A 21,171-nucleotide genomic window follows, 5' to 3' on the forward strand; every position below is an offset into this window, starting at 1 on the left:
AGGGCAATTCCCAGAGGGAGAGCGGTGCGGGTACGTCCTGACTTCGTCTTACTCGGGGCCCGACGATGGCGGCGCGCGCACCGCGATTGGATCGTGCGGTCGGCACGCGAAAGGGTGTCGAATACAAATCAGCGTTTGTTTTTCCGCTTTACCAACCAGGCTTTGTAAAGCCGAACTCGACACTCAAGAAATCGACGCTTTTCAGTACAGCACCGTCACCCCTGGCAGCCGCAACCGCGCAAGCCGCAGCTCGCTACAGAGCGTGGCCAGCGCGCCCTCAAGGTTATCCAGGTGGAACAGCGCATTGACCGGCCTGCGCGCCGCGGCGCGGTTCGCCAGGATCAACAGGCCCGGCCGGAAATCGCCGATGCGTTGCAGGACCTGCTCCAGGGGTTCGCCTTCGAAGATGAGATAGCCGTCGGCCCAGGCGGCCCCGCGCGCGGGCGCGACGGGACTGCGGCCGATCCCGGCGGCGTGACTGAAGGTGGCGCTATCGCCGGCTGTCAGCGCCGCGTAGGCGACGCCCGCGGTGGGCGGGCGATCCATCAGGAGCGCGACACGATGCTGCAATACGCCCATCCAGCCGTGGCCGGCGTCCTGGCGCCGCACGGCGTAGCGCGTGCCCAGCGCGGTCATGCTGGCGCCCGCGCTCTCCACCACGAACCTGCGCGGCTCGGCCGCCCCCGTAGGCGCCGGCGAGAACACCGCTTCGCCGCGCAGCAGGCGCACCCGACGGATCGAAGCGTCGTATGCCACATCGAGCGCGCTGTTGCTGCCCAGCAATACGCGGCTGCCATCGGGCAACGCCAGGGAACGGATTTCGCCGACGTCGGTGCGATAGTCGACCAACCAGGGTTCGATGAGGTCCGGCCCATTGATCGTGCCGGCGACGACCAAAGCGGCGCATGCCAGCGCCAACGCGCGCCGTCGGGGCGCCATGAGATGCGCTCGGCACCACGCCGCGGCACAGGCGCGCCAGGGGAGGTGCCGCGCCCTCGGCGCCGGCTGCGCGAGCGAGGGCGCGTCGCGGCAGGCGCCGGCCAGGGCCCAGGTCATTTCGGCATCGGCCAGGGCCGGGCCGTGGCGCGCGTCGCGCGCCAGCCAATGATCGAGGCGGCGTCGTTCAGCCTGGGTGAGCGCGCCGGCCTCCAGGCGCACGGCCCACAGACTGGCCTGGCGACGCAGACGTCGTTCGCGATGGATACGTGATGGGATCTTCATGAAAGGGATAACGGGCCAGACGCGAAAGACAGTAAAAAAAGTGGCCAAGGCGCGTATTCGCTGCGCCGGTTCATGGATCGCGCCCCAGGCGTTCACGCATCAGCTCAAGGGCCATGGCCAGGTGCTTCTGCACCGAACTGGGCGAGATATCCAGATAGCGCGCGGCCTCCGCATGGCTCAGGCCCTCGACGCGGCAGAGCCTGAAAATCTGCCGCGTGCGCGGCGGCAGTTCGGCCAGCGTCGCGGCCAGACGCGCCAGTTGGCGGCGCACGTGCGTATGCACGTCAGGCGCGGCACGCGGATCGCGCACGCCTTCCAGCAGGTCGTCCGCCCCCATGTCGGTGCGGGATTGATGGTGATTGCGGCGATGGTCGATGAGCAGGCGATTGACGATGGCGTAGAGGTAGGCCAGCGCGCTGTCGTCCGACGGGATGTCTTCCTGGTGGGCCAGGAGCCGCGCGAAGCAGTCCTGCACCAGATCGGCGCTGAGTTCGGCTTCGCCGGTCTTCAGGAACAGGTAACGGCGCAGCCGCTCGGCATGGGCGGCATACAGGCGCTCGACATCAGGTTGGGGCGCCACTTGCTCGTCGCCGGGAATCTACTCAATCGTGATGAGCGTCATTGATGATTGAGCGAGAGACTAGCACCGATAGGGCGTCCCGCCGGTCGCGGCGGCATATGGATTAGTCGGAGATTTGACCGACGCCGGCGGTGCCGGCGGACGGCCCGCGTCATGTGTCGAGGTCGCCTTTTTTTGCCAGCGCGACGCGTTATGTGCCGGCGTCGCGCGTCTTGGCGGGCCCGCCCTGCACCTTCCAGCCCAGCTCGGCGGAGATGCGCGCCGCCGCGTCCTTGACCACGTCGACCATCTCGTTCATGCGTTCCAACGACATGTACGGCACCGTGCTGGACACGCTGATGGCGGCGACGATGCCGCTGGAAGCGTCGCGCACCGGCGCCGCCACGCAGCGGATCGAGGGTTCGTTGTCTTCCAGGTCGAAGGCGTAGCCGTTGGCCGCGTAGTCGCGCATGCGGTCGCGGAAGGCTTCCCAGGTCTGGCGGCCGCCCGGCGCGCGCGAGGACACCGGCGCGCCGACGCGGTGCAACGCCTTCCATTGCGGCTCGTCGGCATCCAGCAGAAGCGCCTTGCCGACGCCGGTGGCGGCCAATGGCATGCGGTGGCCGACCCGCGAGCGCATCTCCAGGCCCTTCTTGCCGGGGATCTTTTCCAGGTACAGCACTTCGTCGTTGTCGCGCACCGCCAGATGGATGGTGTCGCCGGTCTCGGCGGCCAGGCCGTCCAGGTACGGACGCGCCAACGTCGCCATGGGAAAGGCTTCGCGCGCCTGGAAGCCGAGTTCGATCAGCTTGGGGCCCAGCACGTAGCCGACGCCGGGAAGCGAGCGCAGGTAGCGTTCCTGCACCAGGCAACTGGCGAGCCTGTGCGTGGTGCTGCGCGCCACGCCGATGTGGGCGCAGATGTCCTTGAGGTCGCGCGCGCCGGAGGCGACGGCCTGGATCACGCCTAGCCCGCGCATCAGGGTCTGCGTGCCGGCGGGCGCCGCGGCGTCGGGATCGTAGGCGGGAGAGGCGGGCGAGGAATCGGACATGAGAAAGGAGTGTGAATCGAAACGTGGACCGGGCGGCGAAGACCGGCGGGAGGGCATGGCAAGCGGTATTACGCGGCAGACGGCAAGGGGCAAGCGGCAAGCGGCAAGCGGCAAGCGGCAAGCGGCAAGCGGCAAGCGTCAAGCGTCAAGCGGCCGGATTGGCTGCGCAAGGCCGCGGCATGGGGAGTTTTCGCCACTCGCTTTTTTCCCTATATATGGGATTTAATTCTATATTTTGAGATTTTTCAAGCGCTGATCTAGAATTTTTCCCAGCCCGTCCGCCGCCGCCCCGGCGCCGTCGCGGGTCTGACGACAACAAGGCTGGCCAGCCCCTGACTGCCGCGTACGCCGCGAATGCGCGCGCCCGCGCCCGCAGCGCGCCGCCGGCCCGAGACGAGACAGATTCTGATGACAACCGGATCACCTGCCCGCGCGGCACTCATAGCGCTGGACTGGGGCACCTCTTCGTTGCGCGCCTATCGCCTGGATGGCGCCGGCCGCACGCTGGATACCCGCCACCTGCCATGGGGCATCATGCGCCTGCCGCAACCCTTGCAGGACGGCGCCGCCACGCCCAGCGGCCAATCGGGCTTCGAACTGGCGTTCGAGCAGGCCTGCGGCGACTGGCTGCGGGCAGAGCCCCATCTTCCCGTGATCGCTTGCGGCATGGTCGGCAGCGCGCAAGGCTGGCGGGAAGCCGCCTACCTGGACGTGCCGGTGGACCTGGAACGCATCGGCACCCTGCTGACCCGCGTCGAGCGCAACGGCGCCACGCCCGTGCACATCGTGCCGGGCCTGATCCAGCGGCATGGCCTGCCCAACGTGATGCGCGGCGAAGAAACGCAGGTATTCGGCGTGCTGTTCGACCAGGCCGACGACCCCGCCGACAGCGTGCTGATCGGATTGCCCGGCACCCATTCGAAATGGGTCAACGCGCGCCGCGGCCAGGTCACGCATTTCGACACCTTCATGACCGGCGAGGTTTACGCCGCGCTGCGCGGCCACACCATCCTGGGCCGCACCATGATCGAGGCGCCGACCTCCGACATGGCGGCCTTTGAGCGCGGCCTGAAGGTGGCTGGCGTGCCGGCCGGCCGCGCCGGCGTGCTGTCGACGATCTTCAGCACCCGCGCGCTGGGGCTGACCGGCGAACTGGCCGGCGTGTCGCAGGCCGATTACCTGTCGGGCCTGCTGATCGGCCATGAGATTTCCGCGCTGGCCGACATGCTGCGGCTGCAGGGCGAGCTGCCGCGCATCGTGCTGTGCGGCGACGACGCGCTGTGCCAGCGCTACATCCTGGCGCTGCGGCACTACGGCCTGGGCACGCCGCGACTGGCGCAACACGCCACCGAACGCGGCCTGTGGCACCTGGCGGTTTGCGCCGGACTGGTGCCTGCCCCCTCTTCTTCCGAGACCACATCATGACCCATACCGGACTGCAAACCGCCATGGCCCATTGCGGCCTGATCGCCATCCTGCGCGGCATCACGCCGGCCGAGGCCGTGCCCGTCGCGCAAGCGCTGTACGAGGCGGGCTTTCGCCTGATCGAGGTGCCGCTGAATTCGCCGGAACCGCTGGCGAGCATCCGCGCCATGCGCGACGCGCTGCCAGCCGACTGCCTGGTGGGCGCCGGCACGGTGCTGAATCCCGATGACGTGGCGCGCATCAAGGACGCCGGCGGCGAGCTGATCGTCATGCCGCACAGCGACCTGGCCGTGGTGCGCGCGGCCAAGGCCGCCGGCCTGGCCTCGTGCCCCGGCGTGGCCACGCCGACCGAAGCCTTCGCCGCGCTGGCGGCCGGCGCCGACGTGCTCAAGATGTTCCCCGCCGAACAGCTCGGCCCGGCCGTGCTCAAGGCCTGGCGCGCGGTGATGCGCCCGCCGATCGCGCTGGTGCCGGTGGGCGGCATCACCCCTGACAACCTTTCCACTTACGCCCAGGCGGGCGCCAGCGGCTTCGGCCTGGGCTCCGCCTTGTACAAACCCGGCCTGTCGGCCACCGAAGTCGGCCATAACGCGCGCGCTTTCATTGCCGCCTGGCAACGCGCCTATCCCGCCCAGGAGACCCAAGCATGAAGATCACCAAGCTCACTACCTACATCGTGCCGCCGCGGTGGTGCTTCCTGAAGATCGAGACCGACGCCGGCATCGTCGGTTGGGGTGAACCCGTGGTGGAAGGCCGCGCTCATTCCGTGGCCGCCGCCGTCGAGGAACTGTCGGACTACCTGATCGGCAAGGACCCGCGCAACATCGAGGACCACTGGACCGTGCTGTACCGCGGCGGCTTCTACCGCGGCGGCGCCATCCACATGAGCGCGCTGGCCGGCATCGACCAGGCGCTGTGGGACATCAAGGGCAAGGACCTGGGCGTGCCGGTGTCGCAACTGCTGGGCGGCAACGTGCGCGACCGCATCCGCGTGTATTCGTGGATCGGCGGGGACCGACCCGCCGACACGGCCGCGGCCGCCAAGGGCGCGGTCGAGCGCGGCTTCACGGCCGTCAAGATGAACGGCACCGAGGAACTGCAGTACATCGATTCGTTCGACAAGGTCGAGAAGTGCCTGGAGAACGTGGCCGCCGTGCGCGACGCGGTCGGCCCCAACGTCGGCATCGGCGTGGACTTCCACGGCCGCGTGCACAAGCCGATGGCCAAGGTGCTGATGAAGGAACTGGACCCGTTCAAGCTGATGTTCATCGAAGAGCCGGTGCTGAGCGAACACTACGAGGCGCTGAAGGAACTGGCGCCGCTGACGTCCACGCCGATCGCGCTGGGCGAGCGCCTGTTCTCGCGCTGGGACTTCAAGCGCGTGCTGGCCGACGGCTACGTCGACATCATCCAGCCGGACCCGTCGCATGCCGGCGGCATCACCGAAACGCGCAAGATCGCCGCCATGGCCGAGGCCTACGACGTGGCGCTGGCGCTGCACTGCCCGCTGGGCCCGATCGCGCTGGCCACCTGCCTGCAGATCGACGCCGGTTGCTACAACGCCTTCATCCAGGAACAGAGCCTGGGCATCCACTACAACGCCGCCAACGACCTGCTGGACTACGTCAGCAACCGCGAAGTGTTCGCCTACGAGAACGGCATGGTCGCGATTCCGCAGGGCCCCGGCCTGGGCATCGAGGTCAACGAGGAATACGTGAAAGAACGCGCGGCGGTGGGCCACCGCTGGCGCAACCCCATCTGGCGCCACGCCGACGGCAGCTTCGCCGAGTGGTAAGCCGGTAGAAAAAAGCGAAAGAGGAGACCCCCTTGACCACCGCCACCCACCCAGGCCTGCAAAGCGCCCAGCGGCCGACGCGCAGCCGCTATCTCATCATGGTGATGCTGTTCATCACCGTCGTCATCAACTACCTGGACCGCAGCAACCTGTCCATCGCCGCGCCCGCGCTCAAGGACGAGTTCGGCCTGGACACGGTGCACGAAGGCCTGATCCTGTCGGCCTTCGGCTGGACCTACGCCGCCATGCAGATCCCCGGCGGCTGGCTGGTGGACCGCGTGTCGCCGCGCGTGCTGTACGCGGCCGCGCTGATCCTGTGGTCGGCGGCGACGTTCTTCATGGGGTTTGCCGGCAGTTTCGTGATCCTGTTCGTGCTGCGCCTGGCCGTGGGCGCGTTGGAAGCGCCCGCCTATCCGATCAACAACCGCGTCGTCACGACCTGGTTTCCGGAAAAGGAACGGGCCACCGCCATCGGCTTCTACACCTCGGGCCAGTTCGTCGGCCTGGCGTTCCTGACGCCGGTGCTGGCCTGGCTGCAGCATCACTACGGCTGGCACATGGTGTTCGTCAGCACCGGCCTGCTGGGCATCGTCTGGGGCGTGCTGTGGTACCTGATCTACCGTGAACCGCGTCAGTTCAAGGGCGCCAATGCGGCCGAGATCGAGCTGATCCAGAAAGGCGGCGGCGTCGTGGACCTGGACAAGCGTGTGACCGAGAAGAAGGCCCCCTTCAACTGGAACGACCTGGGCCTGGTGATGAGCCAGCGCAAGCTGTGGGGTGTGTACCTGGGCCAGTTCTGCCTGACCTCGACGCTGTGGTTCTTCCTGACGTGGTTCCCCACCTATCTGGTGAAGTACCGCGGCATGGACTTCATCAAGTCGGGCTTCCTGGCGTCGGTGCCGTTCCTGGCGGCGTTCATCGGCGTGCTGTGCTCGGGCGTGCTGTCGGACTTCCTGATCCGCCGCGGCGCCACCGTGGGCCTGGCGCGCAAGCTGCCGATCATCCTGGGGCTGCTGATCTCGACGTCGATGATCGGCGCCAACTTCACCGACTCGACGCCATGGGTGATCTTCTTCCTGGCGGTGGCGTTTTTCGGCAACGGCCTGGCGTCGATCACCTGGTCGCTGGTGTCGGCGCTGGCGCCGGTGCGGCTGCTGGGGCTGACCGGCGGGGTGTTCAACTTCGTGGGCAACCTGTCGTCGATCTGCACGCCGATCGTGATCGGCTTCCTGGTGTCGAAGGACAGCTTCGCGCCGGCCATCGTGTATGTGTCGTCGCTGGCGCTGCTGGGCGCGCTGTCGTACATCCTGCTGGTGGGCAAGGTGGAGCGGATCGAAGCCTGACCGGCGCGCACCGCTGCCGCAATGACGAAGGGCGCCCACGTGGGCGCCCTTCTGCTTTGGGTCGTTGTTTTTGCCAGAGTTCCGCGCGAGGAATGGCAATATAATCACGTTATGTTATATCATCCCCAACGATAGAAATTCCCAATGGATCGGAAGCCCTGCGCCGGCGCCCCCGCTCCCCCACCCCCTCCCTTGAATTTCCGGCATCTTCGGACGAAGAAGGATTTGCAGTGCTCGAAGCCATCGGCCTGACCAAACACTACGGCGACCAGATCGCCCTCCACCCGCTGAACCTGCGCATCGAGCCTGGCGAAATCTATTGCCTGCTGGGCGCCAATGGCGCCGGCAAGACCACCACCATCAACCTGTTCCTGAACTTCATCGCGCCCGACGGCGGCCAGGCCCTGATCCATGGGCTGGACGTGGCGCGCGAGCCGCTGGCCAGCAAGCGCCACGTGGCGTACATCCCGGAACAGGTCAATCTGTACGGCACCCTGACCGGGCTGGAAAACCTGCGCTACTTCGCGGCGCTGGCGCTGGGGGAAGCGCCGCCACGGGCGCGGCTGCTGGAACTGCTGGCCGAGGTCGGACTGGACCAGGCCGCCGCGGACAAGCGGGTGGCCGCCTATTCCAAGGGCATGCGCCAGAAGGTGTGGATCGCCGTGGCGCTGGCCAAGAATGCCCGCGCGCTGCTGCTCGATGAGCCGACCTCGGGCCTGGATCCCTCCGCCGCCGCGGAGTTCACGCGCCTGCTGCAACGCGCCGCCGAGCGCGGCGTCGCCATTCTCGCCACCACGCACGACCTGTTCCATGCGCGCCAGACCGCCACCCGCATCGGCATCATGAAGCGCGGGCGCCTGGTCGAAAACCTGGACGCCCGCCAGCTCGGCGACCTCGACCTGCAGGCCCTGTACCTGACGCACATGAGGACAGAGGCATGATCCTCCTGATCGCTCTCAAGGACCTGCGCGAACGCCTGCGCGACGGCCGGCTCTACTGGGCCGGCGGCATCGTCGCGGTGCTGTTGATGACAGCCCTGGCCGTCGGCTACCTGCACCAGCAGGAAGCGCGGGCCGAACAGGCGGCCGCCCAGAACACCGACTACAGCGACTGGCTGCGCCAGGGCGCGCGCCACCCGCACGACGCCGCGCACCAGGGCATGCACGTCTTCAAGCCCGACACCACGCTGGCGCTGCTGGACCCCGGCATCAATCCGTATATCGGCAGCACGGTGTGGCTGCAGGCGCACCGGCAGAGCGAAGTCAAATTCCGGCCGGCGCAGGATGCCACGGGACTGCAACGCTTCGGCGACCTGTCCGCGGCGTGGATCCTGCAGGCGCTGGGACCGCTGCTGGTGATCGTGCTGGGCTTCAACGCATTTTCGGGCGAACGCGAGCAAGGCATCCTGCGCCAGACCCTGAGCCTGGGCGTCGCGCCTTGGCGGCTGCTGTGGGGCAAGGCCACGGCCCTGGCCATGAGCCTCGGCCTGCTGCTGGCGCCCGCCGCGCTGGTCGCCATCGCCGTGGTGTGGCTGGCGGGAGGACGGCTCGACGCGCTGCTGCGGTTCGGCGTCCTGGCGGGTGGCTATGCGATGTACCTGGCGGCCTTCATCTTCGTCACGCTGGGGGTGTCGGCGACGGCGCGCTCGTCGCGCGTGGCGATCACCGTGCTGCTGGCGCTGTGGATCGCCAATACCGTCATCGCGCCGCGCGTCATGGCCGAGCTGTCGCGCGGCCTGTATCCCAGCCCCACGCGCCTCGAATTCAACCAGGCCTTGCAGGACGACCTCAAGGCCACCTCCGACCGCGTCTGGATGCAGGCCTTCGGCACCACCGAACGCTGGAGCCGCGACGTGCCGCTGAACAAATGGGGCCTGGCGCTCAAGCTGGACGACCAGTCCAGCTATGCCGTCTACGACCGCCATTTCGGCCGCCTGTGGGACACCTGGGAACGGCAGCAGACCGTTCAGGAATCGGCCGGCTGGCTCATGCCGCTGCTGGCGGTGCGCGCGCTGTCGGCCGCCATGGCCGGCACCGACTTCGCCCATCACCGCGACTTCACCACCGCCGCCGAGCAACAGCGCCGCGTGATCCAGGACATCGTCAGCGCCGACCTGGTGGCGCACGCCGACACGCTGGAACACCAGCACTTCTCATATCAGGCCAGCCCGTCGCTGTGGGCCCGCGTGCCGCCGTTCCGCTACCAGCCGCCCGAGGCCGGCTGGGCCTTGCACCAGGCGCGCCTGAGCCTGTTGATGCTGGGCGCCGCGCTGCTGCTGAGCCTGCTCTTTGCCTGGCGCGCCGTGGCCCGCCAGACCGCCCTGTAGGAGACCCCTGGTGCACGATACGCAATTTCGCCGCTTCGGGATGGTCCTGCGGCACGAACTCCGCCTGCTGACGCGCGAGCGCGCGCTGTGGCTGTGCGGCCTGCTGTTCCTGCTGCTGGTGGGCTATGCCGTCTTCAACGGCCTGCTGCAGACCTCGCTGCGCGACGAGGCCCAGGCCGCGCTGGCGCGCGCCGATGCGCAGAACCGCGCCAGCCAGCTGGCCCAGCTACAGCGCATCATGGACGGCAGCGAAACCCCGACGCCGTTCGGCAACCCGGCCAGCCCCGCCAACATGGGCGGGGGCCTGGGCGCGCACTACGCCATCATGCCCAGCGTGCCGCTGGCCCCCGTGGCGCTGGGCCAGACCGACCTGTTCCCTTCGCAGTTCAAGGTGACCTACGACAGCAAGGTCAACTTCATCCACAACAACGACATCGAAAATCCCTGGCACCTGCTGAGCGGACACTTTGACCTGGCGTTCGTGGTGGTCTACCTGCTGCCGCTGCTGATCTTCGCGCTCGGTCACAACCTGCTGTCCGGCGAAAAAGAAGACGGCACGCTGCGCCTGCTGCTGTCGCAGCCGCTGTCGCTGCTGACGCTGGTCAGCGGCAAGATCGTCCTGCGCGCGGCGGTGCTGCTCGGCGCGGCCGTCCTGCTGCCGGTGGTGGCGCTGCTGATCGCCCGCCCCCAGGCCTTGCAGGCCGCCAGCGCCACGCTGTGGTGGGCGCTGCTGGTGGGCGCCTACGCGCTGTTCTGGTTCGCGGCCGTGGTGGCGGTCAATGCCTTCGGCAAGTCCTCGGCCGCCAACGCCATGATCCTGATGGTCGGCTGGGTCCTGCTGGTGCTGGTGGTGCCGGTGATCCTGAACCTGGTGGCGGCCTATGCCAGTCCGGCGCCGTCGCGCGCCGAGCTGGCCACGCGCACCCGCGTGGCCACGGCGCTGGCCATGCGCGACAACGCCGCCCTGCTGTCGACCGACTATGGGCACATGGACAGACCCGACGCGCTGATCCCGCGCGACGGCCGCCTGGAAATCACCGGCCGCCCACTGGGCCATGCGCGGGTCGAGCGCCAGGTGGACGCGGCGATGCAACCCGAGCTGGATCGCTTCGACGCGCAGATGGCGCGCCAGCAGGCGCTGGTCGCCCGGTACAGCGTGCTGTCGCCGGCGGCGGTGGCCTATGAAGGCATCACCGCGCTGGCGGGCACGGGGCAGCGCCGCCACGCGCACTTCATGCGCCAGATCGATGCCTATCACCGGGCCTGGAAGGATTTCTTCCTGCCCCGCATCGAGGCCAGCCGCGCCATCACGCCCGAGGACTTCCCCGGCATGCCGGTCTTCCAGTGGCAGGAAGAGGACCCCGCCGCCGTCCGCGGCCGTGCCCTGCGCGCGCTGCTGCAGCTGCTGGCGCCCGCCGCGCTGCTGCTGGCGCTGGCCGGCTGGCGCCTGCGCCGCTATCGCGTGGTCTAGACACAGGTTTTTCACCCCCATCGAGTTTCGGGAAAGCGTCATGAGAAGAGTCGTATCCACCGCCGCGCTCGCGGCTTGCACCGCCGTGCCCAACGTCCAGGCCCAAGAGGCCCAGGCGCGCGAGGCCGAACTGCCCAGCATCCGCGTGGAGGCCGCCAGCGACGCGGACAGTCTGCATCTGGACAGCCGCAGCAGCAGCGCCTCGCGCCTGGGCCTGACCCTGCGCGAAACGCCCGCCTCGGTCGAGATCGTGTCGCAGCAGGCCATGCGCGAACGCGGCGCCGCCACCCTCAGCGAAGCGCTGCGCGGCGCCACCGGGCTGGCCGGCGGCGGCCCGCCGTCCTCGCCCACTACGTTGACCTCGCGCGGCTTCACCGACATCCTGTATCTGTACGACGGCCTGCGCATGTCGGGCGCCGGTTCGACCAACCGGGTCGAGGACACCTGGAACTACGAACGCATCGAGGTCCTGAAAGGCCCGGCCTCGGTGCTGCAGGGCGACAGCGCCATCGGCGGCATCGTCAACTTCCAGACCAAGCGCCCCGACCGCGACAACCCCTCGCGCGAAGCGATGTTCTCGTATGGCAGCTATGGCAGCACGCGCACCGGCATCGGCCTGGGCGACAATTTCGGCGAGACCGGCGCCTACCGCATCGACTACAGCCACAACGACAGCCGCGTCGGCACCATCGCCCGCAACAGCAACAAGCTGGACCACCTGACCACCGGCGTGGCTTTTGACGTCGCGCCCGCCACCCGCCTGGACCTGTCGTTCGACTACTCGCGCGACACCGGCCATGCCTATTGGGGCACGCCGCTGATTCCGCGCGAACTGGCCAAGGACCCCACCGGCGTGGTCAGCACGCACGATGGCCGCGTCCTGGACCGCGCGCTGGCCGGCAAGAACTACAACGTGCTCGACGATCGCAACGAGGCCGAAGCCTATTGGGTGCGGGCACGGGTCACCCACCAGCTGACGCCATCGTGGACGCTGCGCAATGAGCTGGCAATGAACAAGGTCGACCGGCTGTGGAAGAACTCGGAGTCGGCCACCTTCAGTGCGCCCGGCTCGATCAACCGCGACCAGACCATCATCACGCACCACCAGCGCTACCTGATCGACCGCTTTGACGCGACCCACAGCGGCACCCTCGGCGGCCTGTCGAACAAGTTCGTCATCGGCGGGGAACTCAGCAAGACCACCCTGGACAGCGAACGGCGCTTCTCGAACCGGGCCGCCAGCACCGCCGACGCCCTGCGCGTGTCGCTGTGGAACCCGGACGTGGGCTACTACAACGACGACCCTGCCCTGATGAGCGGCGCCGGTAACCGCACCGACTACACCACCGACGTGCGCGGCGCCGCGCTGTTCCTGGAAGACTCGCTCAAGCTGACCGATCGCTGGACCGTGGTGGGCGGCTACCGCTACGACCGCATCCGCGTCGAGCGCAGCATCACCGACCTGAACGCCGGCACCCACACCGCCTTCGGCACCCGCTACGGCGCCAACTCCATGCGCCTGGGCACGGTGTATGACCTGACGCCGGCGTCCTCGGTCTATGCGCAATACACCAACGCCACCATCCCGGTGGGCTCGCTGTTCCTGCTGTCGCAGTCCAACGCCTCGTTCCCGCTGGCCAAGGGAGAACAATGGGAGGCCGGCTTCAAGCAGAGCCTGGGCGACGTCGAATGGACCGCGGCGGTCTATCACATCAAACTGGAGAACGTGCTGACGCGCGACGCCAACGACCCGCGCGTGACGGTCAACAACGGCCGCCAGTCTTCGCGCGGCGTGGAACTGTCGGCCGACTGGCGCATCACGCCGCAACTGACCCTGTCAGGCAACGTCGCCGCGCTGAACGCACGCTTCGATTCACTCACCGAGGCCGACGGCACCTCGCGCGTGGGCAACACCCCGCCCAACGTGCCCGAGCGAGTCGCCAACCTGTACGCCACCTACCGCTTGAAGGAGGTGCCGATGGACCTGTTCGTCGGCCTGAACCACACCGGCAAGATCTACACCGACAACGCCAATCAGATCCGCATCAACAGCCACACCACGGTGGACGCGGCGATCAGCTACCGCATCCGGCCGGCGCTGATCACCTTCCGCGTGCGCAACCTGACCGACAAGCTCTACGCCTACTACGGCGGCCGCGCCACCAGCCAGGTGCTGCTGGCGCCGGGTCGCACCTACGAGCTGGGCGCGACGTTCGAGTTCTGACGGGACGAATCGCGATGTCGCCCCGCTTCACGCTCAGCAGCCCTGCACCGCCAGCTTGCGCTGGCGCTGGTTGGCGGCGCGCTGCCACAGCACCAGCACAAGGCCCGCCGCGGCGATGATTGCGCCGGCAATCGGCACCGCGGCATAGCCCATCCCGGCCGAGATCACGCCACCACCGGCGGCCGCGCCCACCGCATTGCCCAGGTTGAACGCGCCCACGTTCACCGACGAGGCCAGGCCGGGCGCGTCGGTGGCGGCGCGCATCACCCGCATCTGCAGGGGCGGCACCACGGCGAAGGTGCCGAAGCCGAAGATCAACAGGCCGATCGCGGCGCCCACCGGGGTCTGCGCCAGCCACGGGAAGGCCAGCAGATCGGCGATCACCAGCACCAGGAAGGCGATCAGGCTGCCATCCAGCGAGCGGTCAGCGAAGCGGCCGCCGGCGGTGTTGCCGACGGTGAAGCCGATGCCGATCAGCACCAGCATCGCGGTCACGAAGTGGGGCGACGCGCCGGTCAGTTCGGCCAGCGTCGGCGCCACGTAGGTGTACAGCGTGAACATCGCGCCCGCGCCCAGCACCGTGGTCAACAACGCCACCAGCACCACCGGGGTCTTGAGCACCGCCAGTTCGTGACGGATGTCCGGGCGCCGCCCGGCTTCGCCCGCCGGCAGCGCGAACCACAGTGACAGCATCGCCACCAGGCCGAGCACCGAGGTCGCGGCGAACGACATGCGCCAGCCGATCACCTGGCCCAGCCAGGTCGCCGCCGGCACACCGCCGACGTTGGCGATGGTCAGCCCCAGGAACATGGTTGCCACCGCGCTGGCCTGCTTGTGGCGCGGCACCACGCTGGCGGCCACCAGCGAACCCAGGCCGAAGAAGGCGCCATGGTTCAGGCTGGTCACCAGACGCGCCAGCAGCAGCGTGGTGTAGTTGGGCGACAGCGCCGACAACAGGTTGCCGAGCGTGAAGATCGCCATCAGCACGATCAACGCCTTGCGGCGCGACCAGCGCGACAGCGCCAGCGTCATCAGCGGCGCGCCGACCATCACGCCGATCGCATACGCGCTGATCAGCATGCCGGCGCTGGGGATGGATACCCCCACGCCGTCGGCGATCACGGGCAGCAGGCCCATAGGCGAGAATTCGGTGACGCCGATGCCGAAGGCGCCGACGGCCAATGCCAGCAAGGGCGGGCCGGCTTTCACCGGCGGGGTTTCATGGGAGGACATACGGGTTCCTTGGTTGGATGCGCCGACCAGGGAATCCAGAGGCGTCGCGGCAAAGGCCGGGCGCATGGGGCGCGTCTGATCGGAAGACAGGCGGCCAGTATGACGGGTATACCCTTACGGAAAAAGCGACAAAACGGGGAAAGACTTTTGACCTGGAGTCATGAATGACGTGGGGGGGTTCCAGGAGGCGGGCAGGATCAGCCCGGCAATTCCCAGCGCTTGGCGAGCTTGCGGGTATTGGCCCGGATCCACTGGCCCAGACGCTCGATCAGCGTGCTTTCCGTCCCCGCCGTGGCCTGCCGCGCCAGGTCGGCCTGCACCGTTTCCAGCGCCGGCGGCAGTGCCGTCACCAGCGCCTGCGCCACGCCAGCCACATAGCGGGGACTGAAGCCCAGCTCCCGGGCCATGGCATCCAGGTGTCCGCGGCCGATGTGGCCGGGCCTGGACTCGCCCCCCACGGTGAACGCGAAATTGCGCGATGGCATGCGCCGCGGGCCATCCCAGCCAGCCATCGTCATAGACGAAACGCAGGGGCCGTTCGTCGAACAGGCGGCCGACGTTGCGATCCGCCTGGTAAAGATCGAGCGCGTCGACGCTCATGGCCGGCCCACGCGCTTGGGACCAACCCGCACTTCCAGGCCCAGCAGGTCCAGCATGTCGAGCACCTTCTGCAACTGCAGCGTCGGCTTGCCCCGCTCCAGGTCCACCACGAAGCGATTGCCGGTGCCGGACAAGCCGGCCAGGTCTGTTTGCAGCAACCCTTGCGCGCGGCGCACCTCCTTCACCAGTTCACCGAGTTCGGCAGAGGTGTGGATGACGGTGGCCGCCGCATCGGCGGAAGGTGGCGAGGGCATGGGACTCTCCGAATTACCGTACGGGAAGTCTAGGCGAACATGCCGGAGCTATACAAATAAAATTACCGATCGGTAATTTTATTTGAGAAACCCTCGCGCTTTGCCCGAAAAATTACCGATCAGGAATATTACGGCGCCTTCCCCCGGGCAGCGGCCTGTCCCGCGCCTGCCGAAACCTTGATCTCCCGTCCTGGCCAATGAAAAAGGCGCCCTCGCGGGCGCCCTTTTCCTGCCTTCGTACCGCCGCGCTTATTTCAGCAGCAACGCATTCAGCCGCTTCACAAACGCCGCCGGGTCGGCGATCTGCGCGCCTTCGGCCAGCAGGGCCTGATCGAGCAGCAGGCGGGCCCACTGGTCGAACTCGCCGTCGTCGGCGGCGCGGATGCGGGCCAGCAGCGGGTGTTCCGGGTTGATCTCCAGCACCGGCTTGACGTTGGGCGCTTCCTGGCCGGCGGCCTTCAGCATGCGCAGCAGGTGCGGGCTGAGTTCGTTCTGGCCCACCACCACGCACGCCGGCGAATCCACCAGGCGCAGCGTGACGCGCACTTCCTTGACCTGGTCTTCCAGGGTCTTCTGCAGGCGCTCGACCAGCGGCTTGAAGTCCTCGGCCACTTCGGCCTGGTGCTTCTTTTCTTCCTCGTCGGCCAGCTCGGCCAGGTCGAGGCCGCCCTTGGCCACCGAGACCAGCGACTTGCCGTCGAACTCACGCAGGTACGACAGCATCCATTCGTCGACGCGGTCGGACAGCAGCAGCACCTCGATGCCCTTCTTGCGGAAGATCTCAAGGTGCGGGCTGTTGCTGGCGGCGGCGAAGGTGTCGGCCGTGACGTAGTAGATCTTGTCCTGGCCTTCCTTCATGCGGCCCACGTAGTCGGCGAACGACACGGTCTGGGCCTGGTCGCCGGTGTGGGTCGAGGCAAAGCGCATCAGCTTGGCGATGCGTTCCAGGTTGGCGTGGTCTTCGCCCGCGCCTTCCTTGAGCACCTGGCCGAATTCCGACCAGAACGTGGCGTAGTCTTCCGGCTTGTTCTCGGCCAGGTCTTCCAGCAGCGACAGGATGCGCTTGGCCGAACCTTCGCGGATGGCGCGCACGTCGCGGCTTTCCTGCAGGATCTCGCGCGACACGTTCAGCGGCAGGTCGGCCGAGTCGATCACGCCGCGCACGAAGCGCAGGTACGACGGCAGCAGCTGGTCGGCGTCGTCCATGATGAAGACACGCTTGACGTACAGCTTGACGCCGCGGCGGCCGTCGCGGTCCCACAGGTCCATCGGCGCGTGCTTGGGCACGTACAGCAGCTGGGTGTATTCGCTGCGGCCTTCGACGCGGTTGTGGGTCCAGGCGAGCGGGTCGTCGTAGTCGTGCGACACCGTCTTGTAGAACTCGCGGTACTGTTCCTCGGTCACATCCGCCTTGTTGCGGGCCCACAGCGCGTTGGCCTGGTTGACCGTTTCGAGTTCGTCCTTCTTGACCTGCTCGCCCTTTTCCGAATCCCACTCTTCCTTGGCCATGCGGATCGGCAGCGAGATGTGGTCGGAGTAGCGGCGCAGGATCTCGCGCAGCTTCCAGCCGTTGAGCAGCTCGTCTTCGTCGGCGCGCAGGTGCAGCGTGACGTCGGTGCCGCGCGTAGCCTTATCGGCGGCGGCGATGGTGAATTCGCCCTGGCCGTCGGACTCCCAGCGGATGGCGTCGGTGGCGCCGGCGCGGCGGCTGACCACCGTGACCTTGTCGGCCACGATGAACGAGGAATAGAAGCCCACGCCGAACTGGCCGATCAGTTGCGCATCCTTCTGCTTGTCGCCGGTCAGCTGCGAGAAGAACTCGCGCGTGCCGGAACGGGCGATGGTGCCCAGGTTGGCCACGGCCTCTTCGCGCGACAGGCCGATGCCGTTGTCGGAGATGGTGATCGTGCGCGCATCCTTGTCATAGCTGACGGTGATGGCCAGCTCGCCATCGCCTTCCAGCAGCGCCGGGTTGTCGATGGCCTCGAAGCGCAGCTTGTCGCAGGCGTCGGATGCGTTCGACACCAGCTCGCGCAGGAAGATTTCCTTGTTGCTGTACAGCGAATGGATCATCAGGTGCAGCAGTTGCTTCACCTCGGCCTGGAATCCCAGGGTTTCGGACGTGGCGTTCTGGCTCATCGTTGTATGAAAAGTCGGAAAATTAGGGACAAAAGGAAGCCGGATCGCGGGGCGCATGGCCCAGGCGTTTTCCGGGAAACCCTGTTGTGATGGGGGCCATCTGAAATATTTCAAGGGCCGGAGGGATGCGGCGGCCATCCTGGCGCCTGCCCGGCGCGCGGTGACGGCCGACCGGCGCGGAGTCGCCCGGCGGGAAAACGGGCGAAAGCGGCCAAAGCGCGCTCAGCCCGGCAACAAGGCCACGGCTCCCGCCCTGCCGCGCGCGGGCAAACAAGCCCAGACCGCCGCCCCGGCCTCAATCAAAAAGGGACCAGATGCCGCTGCGATAACGCGTCTTGGCCTCCAGCACCGCGTCGGATTCGGGCGCCGCCAGCTTGCCGCTGCGCACCAGCTTGCGGATGTCATCCGCCTTGATCTGCCGGGTCTCCTGGGAGCGCAGCAGGAAATCCGCCGCGGCCGGGTCCAGGATGCGATAGATCGGGCTGTGGATCAGTTGGGTCGCCCCCAGTTCGTCCAGGTAATAGAGCGCGTCACCATTGCGCCAGACCGAACCGAAGCCGTGATAGACATCGCCCAGCTTGGCCCATGGCCCCGTGGGCGCATCCTTGAGCCGCAGGATCAGGGTGGACCTGGACAGCAGGCCGCCGCCGCCACGCGAGCGGTTCCAGACTTCCTTGCTCTGGAAGAACAGCACCTGGCGGCCGTCCCGGAACACGTAGGGCGACAGCGCCGTGAAGCCGCCCGCCGCGAACGGATCGTCGCCGGCCCGCTCCACCGCGCGCTTTTCGCTGTTGTAGAAATAGACGCCGTCCTTGCTGGCGAACAGCGCATGGAGCACATGGCCGCCGGCCTCGTCCAGCAAGCGGTACGGCGCATGCGCCGGGTCGAAGGCCAGCGCGCCCAGGTACACCATGCCGTCGCGCGGATCGAACAGATAGGGCTGGTTGTGGAGATTGCCGACCATGAAGGTGTAGAGCGCCGGATCGTCCGACAGCGGCAGCAGGGTCTCGCGGTAATAGACCCGGCGGCCATCGGCAAAGAAGTCGTTGCCCGGCCGCGTCTCGCCGCGCTGGATCGCGGCGATGCGACGCAACCGCGCCGGATCCGCCTGCGGCATTGCGCGGCCTTCGTAAAAGACGCGGGCGCCGTCGGTGGCCAACTGGCGATCGAGCAGCGGCCGGTAGGGTTGCGCGCTAGCCGGCAGGGCCAGGAACGGATACAGGTAGGTCTGCGGCTTGTCGCCCTTGCCGGCGCGGTACAGGATCCGCTGCCATAGTTCGTCCAGCCGGCCCAGTTCGAGATTGCGCTCGGAGGCGAAGTCGCAAAAGTAGGTGGCCGAGCCGTCGCTGAAATAGCTGTTGCCCAGATAGCGCGTCGATGCGGGCCGCATGCCCGGCAGCACCAGGTTGCCGCAATACACGTGGCGGCCGTCACGCGCCGCCTGCCGGCCGTCGTAGCGGCCCGTGTCGAAGGTCTCGAAACCCGCCGGGTCCGCCTCGCGCATCCGGTAATAGCCGTTGCTGGGCACGGCCGCGTAGACCTCGCCCTGGTAGCGCTTGTAGATACTGCTGCCGTAGGACTCGCCATGGTCGATCGCGGCGAAATCGTCGCCACTGTCATCGATCAGCCAGACCAGCAGCATCATCGGCAGGATGGCCGTCAACAAGACCAGGACGATCACGATTCCTCGGGTGCGCTTGTGCATCGATTCCCGGGCCGGCGGCCCCTGGTTGGCGGATCAAGATTCTATCAAGCCCTCTGCCGCCACCCCGGGCAGACGCGCTGCGCCCGAGGGTCTTCCCCGCTAAAATGCCGCACTTTCCTCCCCTACCCCCTCCCCGGCCGGCTCCCTGCCATGCAACCCGCCTCCCTGACCCAACCTGCCTCCCACGGCGCGTCCGACGACGCCGAACCCCGCCACGACCTGGTCTACGGCCCCGACGACCGTCCCGCCGCCCCCGTCGCCTTCGTCGCCGCCCTGCAGCACCTGCTGGCCATCCTGGTGCCCATCGTCACCCCCGGCCTGCTGATCTGCCAGGCCCTGGGCGTGAGCAGCCGCGACACCACCCTGATCGTGTCCATGTCGCTGGTCATCTCCGGCATCGCCACCTACGTGCAGTGCAAGCGCTTCGGCCCGCTGGGCGCGGGCCTCTTGATCGTGCAAGGCACCAGCTTCAACTTCGTCGGCCCGCTGATCGCCGGCGGTTCGGTCATGGTCAAGCAGGGCACGCCGGTCGAGGCCGTCATGGCCGCGATCTTCGGCGTCGTCATCGCCGGCTCCTTCGTCGAAATGGGCATCAGCCGCATCCTGCCCTTCGTCAAGCGCCTGATCACCCCGCTGGTCACCGGCATCGTCGTGCTGCTGATCGGCCTGACGCTGATCAAGGTCGGCCTCATCAGCATGGGCGGGGGTTTCGGCGCCATGGCCAGCGGCACCTTCGCCAGCGCCGAGAACCTGACGCTGTCGGGCCTGGTGCTGGGCACCATCATCCTGCTGAACCGCGTGCCGGTGGTGTGGATCCGCAGCACCGCGCTGGTGCTGGCGCTGGCCGTCGGCTACATCGCCGCCGCCTACATGGGCCGCCTGGACTTCACCGGCGCGCGCGAAGCCGCGCTGTTCCAGGTGCCGATGCCGCTGCACTTCGGCCTGGGCTTCTCGTGGGCGCTGTTCGTGCCGATGCTGATCATCTACCTGGTCACCTCGCTCGAAGCCATCGGCGACGTCACCGCCACCAGCAAGGTGTCCAAGCAGCCGGTCGAAGGCCCGCTGTGGATGCAGCGCATCAAGGGCGGCGTGCTGGTCAACGGCGCCAACTCGCTGCTGGCCGGCGTCTTCAACACCTTCCCCAGCTCGGTCTTCGCCCAGAACAACGGCGTCATCCAGCTGACCGGCATCGCCAGCCGCCACGTCGGCGTGTGGATCGCCGGCATGCTGATCCTGCTGGGCCTGTTCCCCACCGTCGCCGGCGTGCTGCAGGCCGTGCCCGAACCCGTGCTGGGCGGCGCCGCCATGGTCATGTTTGGCGCCGTGGCCGCCTCGGGCATCAACATCCTGGCGGGCATCCACCTGGACCGCCGCGCCCTGCTGATCATCGCCGTGTCGCTGGCCCTGGGCCTGGGCGTGTCGCAGGTGCCCGAGATCCTGTCACACCTGCCGCACGCCGTGAAAAACGTGCTGGAATCGGGTGTTGCCACCGGCGGCATCTGCGCGCTGGTCATGAACTGGTTCCTGCCGGAAAAGAAGTAAGCACGCAGGCCGGCGCGCCCCGCGCCGGCCCCTGGCCTGACAATTTTTCCCAGACCGCATATAATCGCGGTCTTCGCTTTACCCGCGACCGTCGCCTGGACGGCTCCGCGACCAGCCTGCCCGGGTGGTGAAATTGGTAGACGCAGGGGACTCAAAATCCCCCGCCGCAAGGCGTGCCGGTTCGATTCCGGCCCCGGGCACCAGCAATGAACAGGCCGTCTCTAGCGGTAGTGGGTACTTCCTTCCACATACAGTGTTCCGCTTTTGTTCCGCGCCATGTTCC

The 21,171-nt window shown here is 67.7% G+C and carries 17 protein-coding genes and 1 tRNA gene; 10 read left to right on the forward strand and 8 right to left on the reverse strand.

Annotated features, from left to right (window positions below):
* Window positions 1–201 precede the first annotated feature (201 nt).
* From ABFG95_RS11735 to ABFG95_RS11745, 3 genes are all read right to left on the reverse strand, one after another.
* Entirely contained in the window at window positions 202–1,317 is a 1,116-nt protein-coding gene (locus ABFG95_RS11735; protein ID WP_348995889.1) for a FecR domain-containing protein, read from the reverse strand.
* Window positions 1,292–1,801 (reverse strand): RNA polymerase sigma factor, encoded by a 510-nt coding sequence (locus ABFG95_RS11740; protein ID WP_336728560.1) that lies wholly within the window; start codon window positions 1,799–1,801, stop codon window positions 1,292–1,294. The genes ABFG95_RS11735 and ABFG95_RS11740 overlap by 26 nt, the downstream gene beginning before the upstream one ends.
* Before the next feature lie 190 nt (window positions 1,802–1,991).
* Window positions 1,992–2,831 carry an IclR family transcriptional regulator gene (locus ABFG95_RS11745; RefSeq protein ID WP_049076401.1) on the reverse strand — a complete coding sequence of 280 codons (840 nt, stop codon included), beginning with the start codon at window positions 2,829–2,831 and terminating at the stop codon, window positions 1,992–1,994.
* 408 nt (window positions 2,832–3,239) lie between these two features.
* On the opposite strand from ABFG95_RS11745, the gene ABFG95_RS11750 reads away from it, so the two are divergent.
* The 8 genes from ABFG95_RS11750 to ABFG95_RS11785 all read left to right on the forward strand — a co-directional run bounded on the left by ABFG95_RS11750 (window position 3,240) and on the right by ABFG95_RS11785 (window position 13,415).
* Window positions 3,240–4,256, forward strand: a complete 1,017-nt coding sequence (locus ABFG95_RS11750) for a 2-dehydro-3-deoxygalactonokinase (RefSeq protein WP_348995890.1) — start codon at window positions 3,240–3,242, stop codon at window positions 4,254–4,256.
* Window positions 4,253–4,906 carry a 2-dehydro-3-deoxy-6-phosphogalactonate aldolase gene (locus ABFG95_RS11755; protein ID WP_348995891.1) on the forward strand — a complete coding sequence of 218 codons (654 nt, stop codon included), beginning with the start codon at window positions 4,253–4,255 and terminating at the stop codon, window positions 4,904–4,906. Before ABFG95_RS11750 ends, ABFG95_RS11755 begins: the two co-directional genes overlap by 4 nt.
* Window positions 4,903–6,051 (forward strand): galactonate dehydratase, encoded by a 1,149-nt coding sequence (gene dgoD, locus ABFG95_RS11760; RefSeq protein ID WP_006391563.1) that lies wholly within the window; start codon window positions 4,903–4,905, stop codon window positions 6,049–6,051. The genes ABFG95_RS11755 and dgoD overlap by 4 nt, the downstream gene beginning before the upstream one ends.
* 32 nt (window positions 6,052–6,083) lie before the next feature.
* The gene (locus ABFG95_RS11765) at window positions 6,084–7,394 is read left to right on the forward strand and encodes an MFS transporter (protein WP_024070516.1); all 1,311 of its coding nucleotides are present in this window, start codon (window positions 6,084–6,086) and stop codon (window positions 7,392–7,394) included.
* Window positions 7,395–7,624: 230 nt separating this feature from the next.
* Window positions 7,625–8,335: an ABC transporter ATP-binding protein gene (locus ABFG95_RS11770; protein ID WP_348995893.1), complete on the forward strand. Its 711-nt coding sequence runs from the start codon at window positions 7,625–7,627 to the stop codon at window positions 8,333–8,335.
* The gene (locus ABFG95_RS11775; protein WP_049076410.1) at window positions 8,332–9,720 is read left to right on the forward strand and encodes an ABC transporter permease subunit; all 1,389 of its coding nucleotides are present in this window, start codon (window positions 8,332–8,334) and stop codon (window positions 9,718–9,720) included. Before ABFG95_RS11770 ends, ABFG95_RS11775 begins: the two co-directional genes overlap by 4 nt.
* 10 nt (window positions 9,721–9,730) lie before the next feature.
* A complete protein-coding gene (locus tag ABFG95_RS11780; RefSeq protein WP_348995895.1) occupies window positions 9,731–11,191 on the forward strand; it encodes an ABC transporter permease subunit in 1,461 nt (486 codons plus the stop codon).
* A 40-nt stretch (window positions 11,192–11,231) separates the two neighbouring features.
* Window positions 11,232–13,415 (forward strand): TonB-dependent siderophore receptor, encoded by a 2,184-nt coding sequence (locus ABFG95_RS11785; protein ID WP_348995897.1) that lies wholly within the window; start codon window positions 11,232–11,234, stop codon window positions 13,413–13,415.
* A gap of 33 nt (window positions 13,416–13,448) precedes the next feature.
* On the opposite strand, the gene ABFG95_RS11790 is transcribed toward ABFG95_RS11785, so the two are convergent.
* The 5 genes from ABFG95_RS11790 to ABFG95_RS11810 all read right to left on the reverse strand — a co-directional run bounded on the left by ABFG95_RS11790 (window position 13,449) and on the right by ABFG95_RS11810 (window position 19,322).
* A complete protein-coding gene (locus tag ABFG95_RS11790; protein ID WP_175144868.1) occupies window positions 13,449–14,648 on the reverse strand; it encodes an MFS transporter in 1,200 nt (399 codons plus the stop codon).
* Window positions 14,649–14,845: 197 nt separating this feature from the next.
* Entirely contained in the window at window positions 14,846–15,133 is a 288-nt protein-coding gene (locus ABFG95_RS11795; protein ID WP_156524566.1) for a hypothetical protein, read from the reverse strand.
* A 111-nt stretch (window positions 15,134–15,244) separates the two neighbouring features.
* Entirely contained in the window at window positions 15,245–15,502 is a 258-nt protein-coding gene (locus ABFG95_RS11800; protein WP_049076418.1) for a type II toxin-antitoxin system Y4mF family antitoxin, read from the reverse strand.
* A gap of 249 nt (window positions 15,503–15,751) precedes the next feature.
* Window positions 15,752–17,641 (reverse strand): molecular chaperone HtpG, encoded by a 1,890-nt coding sequence (gene htpG / locus ABFG95_RS11805; RefSeq protein ID WP_063587946.1) that lies wholly within the window; start codon window positions 17,639–17,641, stop codon window positions 15,752–15,754.
* Window positions 17,642–17,936: 295 nt separating this feature from the next.
* Complete coding sequence (locus ABFG95_RS11810) at window positions 17,937–19,322, reverse strand: DKNYY domain-containing protein (RefSeq protein WP_348995898.1); 1,386 nt, start codon at window positions 19,320–19,322, stop codon at window positions 17,937–17,939.
* A 174-nt stretch (window positions 19,323–19,496) separates the two neighbouring features.
* Here ABFG95_RS11810 and ABFG95_RS11815 point away from each other — a divergent pair, with 174 nt between their 5' ends.
* Window positions 19,497–20,888, forward strand: coding sequence for a nucleobase:cation symporter-2 family protein (locus ABFG95_RS11815; protein WP_348995900.1), 1,392 nt, complete (start codon window positions 19,497–19,499; stop codon window positions 20,886–20,888).
* Between the two features lie 118 nt (window positions 20,889–21,006).
* Window positions 21,007–21,091, forward strand: a tRNA-Leu gene (locus ABFG95_RS11820).
* Window positions 21,092–21,171: the final 80 nt, after the last annotated feature.

The sequence above is a fragment of the Achromobacter sp. HNDS-1 genome (assembly GCF_040084795.1).
Classification (GTDB): domain Bacteria; phylum Pseudomonadota; class Gammaproteobacteria; order Burkholderiales; family Burkholderiaceae_B; genus Achromobacter; species Achromobacter ruhlandii.

Excerpts from the sequence above, each read along its gene's own strand:
- ABFG95_RS11745 (WP_049076401.1), bottom strand. The coding sequence starts at position 2,831 with ATGTCCGATTCCTCGCCCGCCTCTCCCGCCTACGATCCCGACGCCGCG.
- ABFG95_RS11750 (WP_348995890.1), top strand. The coding sequence starts at position 3,240 with ATGACAACCGGATCACCTGCCCGCGCGGCACTCATAGCGCTGGACTGG.
- ABFG95_RS11755 (WP_348995891.1), top strand. The coding sequence starts at position 4,253 with ATGACCCATACCGGACTGCAAACCGCCATGGCCCATTGCGGCCTGATC.
- dgoD (WP_006391563.1), top strand. The coding sequence starts at position 4,903 with ATGAAGATCACCAAGCTCACTACCTACATCGTGCCGCCGCGGTGGTGC.
- ABFG95_RS11775 (WP_049076410.1), top strand. The coding sequence starts at position 8,332 with ATGATCCTCCTGATCGCTCTCAAGGACCTGCGCGAACGCCTGCGCGAC.
- ABFG95_RS11785 (WP_348995897.1), top strand. The coding sequence starts at position 11,232 with ATGAGAAGAGTCGTATCCACCGCCGCGCTCGCGGCTTGCACCGCCGTG.
- ABFG95_RS11790 (WP_175144868.1), bottom strand. The coding sequence starts at position 14,648 with ATGTCCTCCCATGAAACCCCGCCGGTGAAAGCCGGCCCGCCCTTGCTG.
- ABFG95_RS11795 (WP_156524566.1), bottom strand. The coding sequence starts at position 15,133 with ATGCCATCGCGCAATTTCGCGTTCACCGTGGGGGGCGAGTCCAGGCCC.
- ABFG95_RS11800 (WP_049076418.1), bottom strand. The coding sequence starts at position 15,502 with ATGCCCTCGCCACCTTCCGCCGATGCGGCGGCCACCGTCATCCACACC.
- htpG (WP_063587946.1), bottom strand. The coding sequence starts at position 17,641 with ATGAGCCAGAACGCCACGTCCGAAACCCTGGGATTCCAGGCCGAGGTG.
- ABFG95_RS11815 (WP_348995900.1), top strand. The coding sequence starts at position 19,497 with ATGCAACCCGCCTCCCTGACCCAACCTGCCTCCCACGGCGCGTCCGAC.